Consider the following 469-nt stretch of genomic DNA (forward strand, 5'->3'; position numbering starts at 1 on the left):
TGTTAAAGCCACTGTTTTTGTTATCACTCATGTTATCACCATTCGTTATGGCGAATTCAAATGCAGCCACTTACTACAAGTGGACTGACAAAAATGGTGTGCCGCATTATAGCCAATATGCCCCGACCAATGGTGTTAATTTGCGACAAGTGCAAGTGGTTAATACCCGTGAACTTGGACCTAGTAGTCGTGCACCTGCAACCGCTGGCAATAGCACAGGTGCTGCATCAGGTGTATCACCAACGCTGACAGCCGATCAAAAACGCGCTGCTGAACTTGAAGCACAAAATCAGCAACTCAAAAAACAGCAAGATGCGGAGCGCTGCAAATCCTTACAAAATACCCTGGCCAACTTAAACCAAGGCGGGCGAGTCTATGAGATGGATAATAAAGGTGAACGTAAATATTTAGATGGTCGTGAAATTGAGCTACGCCGTCAGCAAGTCGCGCAAACAGTGAGCCAATACTG

At 45.8% G+C, this 469-nt stretch carries 1 protein-coding gene; it reads left to right on the plus strand.

The window, feature by feature from the left end; genetic code table 11:
• Positions 1–469: DUF4124 domain-containing protein (locus tag ACN8M7_RS25955; RefSeq protein ID WP_490262627.1), on the plus strand; the 469-nt coding region annotated here is incomplete at both ends.

The organism is Pseudomonas spartinae (assembly GCF_965197125.1).
In the GTDB taxonomy this organism is placed as follows: Bacteria; Pseudomonadota; Gammaproteobacteria; order Pseudomonadales; family Pseudomonadaceae; genus Aquipseudomonas; species Aquipseudomonas composti_A.